This is a genomic window from Rhodopseudomonas sp., from assembly GCF_048594845.1.
Taxonomy (GTDB): domain Bacteria; phylum Pseudomonadota; class Alphaproteobacteria; order Rhizobiales; family Xanthobacteraceae; genus Rhodopseudomonas.
The window spans coordinates 1-3882 of the sequence record NZ_JBMDXE010000015.1; the positions used below are offsets into that span (position 1 = coordinate 1).

Annotated in this window: 3 protein-coding genes; all 3 read right to left on the bottom strand. The window is 65.6% G+C overall.

The features are described from left to right. Positions 1-266: 266 nt before the first annotated feature. On the bottom strand, positions 267-2207 hold the full coding sequence (thiC, locus tag ACOJTD_RS00720; protein WP_420131032.1) for a phosphomethylpyrimidine synthase ThiC: 1941 nt from the start codon (positions 2205-2207) through the stop codon (positions 267-269). Between the two features lie 231 nt (positions 2208-2438). Next, entirely contained in the window at positions 2439-3047 is a 609-nt protein-coding gene (locus tag ACOJTD_RS00725; protein ID WP_420131033.1) for a thiamine phosphate synthase, read from the bottom strand. After that, positions 3034-3816: a thiazole synthase gene (locus ACOJTD_RS00730; protein ID WP_420131034.1), complete on the bottom strand. Its 783-nt coding sequence runs from the start codon at positions 3814-3816 to the stop codon at positions 3034-3036. Before ACOJTD_RS00730 ends, ACOJTD_RS00725 begins: the two co-directional genes overlap by 14 nt. Positions 3817-3882 lie beyond the last annotated feature (66 nt).

Below are 3882 nucleotides of genomic sequence, written 5' to 3' on the forward strand. Positions count from 1 at the left end.
CGCAAATGTCGACGGCCGTATAATCTCAAGTGTCGTTGGCATTGAGTTATCCATTGCGTAGCCGTCGCGACGGCACTTCGAATATTGCAAGCAGAATTGGCTGATCGATTACGGAAATCAAATACTAAGTAGAAAATCCAACACTATATGCAATGTGACCGCTCGTGCCCGCAGGCACATCAGGTTGTTTATTGTGGCCAAATGTACGAGGATGAATGCCCGGGTCAAGCTCGGGCATCACGTCGCTATCGGAAAGCCGCGCCGCGTTACGACAGCGCCTTATTACTCTCCTTCACCTTCTCCGCATCGAGATACAGCTTCTCCCCCATATCCCGAAACTTCTCGCTCATCTGCGCCATGCCGTCCTCGATCACGCCGGACATCGTCATGCCGATGCTGCCGAACGACCCGGCGCCGGCGAGGTTCAGCGCCGCCTTCTCGTTGTCGCCGAGTCCGGCCGCGTAGTCGCGCACATCCTGCGTGATCTTCATCGAGCAGAACTTCGGGCCGCACATCGAGCAGAAATGCGCGACCTTGTGGGCTTCCTTGGGCAGGGTCTCGTCGTGGAAGGCTTGCGCCGTATCCGGGTCGAGGCCGAGGTTGAACTGGTCCTGCCAGCGGAATTCGAACCTCGCGCGGGAGAGAGCGTCGTCGCGCAGCTGTGCGGCGGGGTGGCCCTTGGCGAGGTCGGCGGCGTGGGCGGCGATCTTGTAGGTGATCACACCGGTCTTGACGTCGTTGCGGTCGGGCAGGCCGAGGTGTTCCTTCGGCGTGACGTAGCACAGCATCGCGCAGCCGAACCAGCCGATCATCGCGGCGCCGATGCCGCTGGTGATGTGATCATAGCCCGGCGCGATGTCGGTGGTCAGCGGCCCGAGGGTGTAGAACGGCGCTTCGCCGCATTCCTTGAGCTGCTTGTCCATGTTGATCTTGATCTTGTGCATCGGCACGTGGCCGGGGCCTTCGATCATCACCTGGCAGCCCTTGGCCCAGGCGATCTTGGTGAGTTCGCCGAGCGTCTCCAGTTCGGCGAACTGGGCGCGGTCGTTGGCGTCGGCAATCGAGCCCGGCCGCAGGCCGTCGCCGAGCGAGAACGACACATCGTACTTGCGCATCAGGTCGGAGATCTCGTCGAAATGCGTGTACAGGAAGCTCTCCTGGTGGTGCGCCAGGCACCACTTCGCCATGATCGAGCCGCCGCGCGACACGATGCCGGTGACGCGGCTGGCGGTGAGGTGGATGTATTGCAGCCGCACGCCGGCGTGGATGGTGAAGTAATCGACGCCCTGTTCGCACTGCTCGATCAGCGTGTCCTTGTACAGCTCCCAGGTCAGCTTGGTCGGGTCGCCTTCGCACTTCTCCAGCGCCTGATAGATCGGCACAGTGCCGATCGGCACCGGCGAGTTGCGCAGAATCCATTCGCGCGTGGTGTGGATGTTGCGGCCGGTGGAGAGGTCCATCACGGTGTCGGCGCCCCAGCGGATCGCCCACACCATCTTGTCGACTTCCTCCTCGACCGACGACGTCACCGCGCTGTTGCCGATGTTGGCGTTGATCTTGGTGAGGAAGTTGCGGCCGATGATCATCGGCTCGAGTTCGCCGTGGTTGATGTTCGACGGGATGATGGCGCGGCCACGCGCGATCTCGTCGCGGACGAATTCCGGCGTGATGAACGCCGGCACCGCGGCGCCGAAGCTCTCGCCGTCGGCGAGCGCGGCCTCGGCGCGCTCGAGCTGCTGTTTGCGCCCGAGGTTCTCGCGCTCGGCGACGTAGATCATCTCCTTGGTGATGATGCCGGCGCGGGCGAATTCGAGCTGGGTGATCGGCGCATTGCCGACGCCGCGCAGCGGCTGGTGATAGGCGGTGAACGCTTTGGCGGCATGCGAGGCGCCGACATTGCCGTTGTCTTCCGGCTTGATGTCGCGGCCCTGATACTGCTCGACGCCGCCGCGCTCCTTGACCCATTCGGTGCGGATGCGCGGCAGGCCCTTGTTGACGTCGATGATGACGTTCGGATCGGTGTAGGGGCCGGAGGTGTCGTACACCGGAAGGTTCGGCTCGGTGGCGGCTTCGGAGAGGATGATCTCCCGCAGCGGCACGCGCAGGTCCGGCGCGGCGGTCGGGATCGCGTGAATCTTCCGCGACGAGGGCAGGGCGCCGGTGGTGACGGCCGCGCGGGTGGTCTCGGGATTGGAGCGGATATTCATGCTATCCTCCTGTTATCGGTTGTTATCGGGCCGCGTCGTGGCTCGCGGGTTATTCGTCAGAAGGTGAGGGCACGTTGCGTGTCGCCCTCACCCCGACCCTCTCCCGCAAGCGGGAGAGGGGGAATTAGCGCTTCGGCCGGGGCCGCGCAGCGCGCACAGCCTGCTCCCTCTCCCGCTTGCGGGAGAGGGTTGGGGTGAGGGCGCCGCGCGTCGCAGCTTTCGCGTTGCTCATCACGCCGTCTCTTTCGTTGCATCCAGCCAGGCGCGGACGCGTGCGTCCGGGTCTTCGTTCTGCGTCACGTCGCTGACCACCGCGATCGAGTCGGCGCCGGCGGCGAAAATCTCGTCAGCCTGCTCCAGCTTGATGCCGCCGATCGCGACCAGCGGGATGTCGCCGACGCGCTTCTTCCACTCGGTGATCTTCGGGATGCCCTGCGGCGCGAAGCGCATCGTTTTCAGCGTGGTCGGGAAGATCGGGCCGAGCGCGATGTAGGTCGGCTCGGCGGCGAGCGCGGTTTCGAGCTCGGCGTCGTCGTGGGTCGAGAGGCCGAGCGTCAGGCCGGCGCTGCGGATCTCGTGCAAATCGGCGTCGGCGAGGTCTTCCTGGCCGAGGTGCAGATGCTGAGCGCCGGCGACGATCGCGGCGCGCCAGTAATCGTTGATGATCAGCCGGGTCGACGTGCCCTTCACCAGCTCGAGCGCGTCGGTGACGAGCTGCAGCGCTTCGGCGTCGTTCAGCTCCTTGGCGCGGAGCTGCACGGTGCCGACGCCGAGCGCGGTGAGGCGCTTCACCCAGGCGAGGCTGTCGACGACGGGATAGAAGCGGTCAGGATACGGCATGCCAGAACGGGGTCCCGATCACAGGGGTGGAGGGCGAGGCGAAATCGCGGGCGCCCATCAATCCCGCTTCGTAACCGGTGCGGCCAGCTTCGACCGCGAGCTTGAACGCGCGCGCCATTGCCGCCGGATCTTCGGCCTTGGCGATCGCGGTGTTGAGCAGCACGGCGTCGTAGCCGAGCTCCAGCGCTTCGGCCGCGTGGCTCGGCGCCCCGAGCCCGGCGTCGACCACCAGCGTGATATCGGGCAAGCGGTCGCGCAACAGCTTCAGCGCGTCGCGATTCGTGATGCCGCGCGCGCTGCCGATCGGTGCCGCCCATGGCATGATGACGCGGCAGCCGGCATCGACCAGGCGGTTGGCGACGCTGAGGTCCTCGGTGCAATAGGGAAAGACCTCGAAGCCGTCCTTGCTGAGGATCTGCGCGGCTTCGACCAGGCCGACCACGTCGGGCTGCAGCGTGTCGTTGTCGGCGATCACCTCGAGCTTGATCCACGGCGTGGCAAATAGTTCGCGCGCCAGCTTGGCGGTGGTCACCGCCTCGCGCACGCTGCGGCAGCCGGCGGTGTTGGGCAGCACGGTGACGCCGAGCTCGCGGATCAGCGACCAGAACTGATCCCCCGCCTTGCCGCCCGCGGCCTCACGGCGCAGCGACACCGTGACGATCTCGGCCCCGGCCTCGCGGATCGCGTCCTGCATGATCGCGGGCGAGGGATAGAGCGCGCTGCCGATCAGCAGGCGGGAAGAGATCTCGCGATCGTAGAATTTCACCATAGGCTATGCTCCGAGCACTGCGCGCTCCCTCTCCCGCTTGCGGGAGAGGGCTGGGGTGAGGGCGAC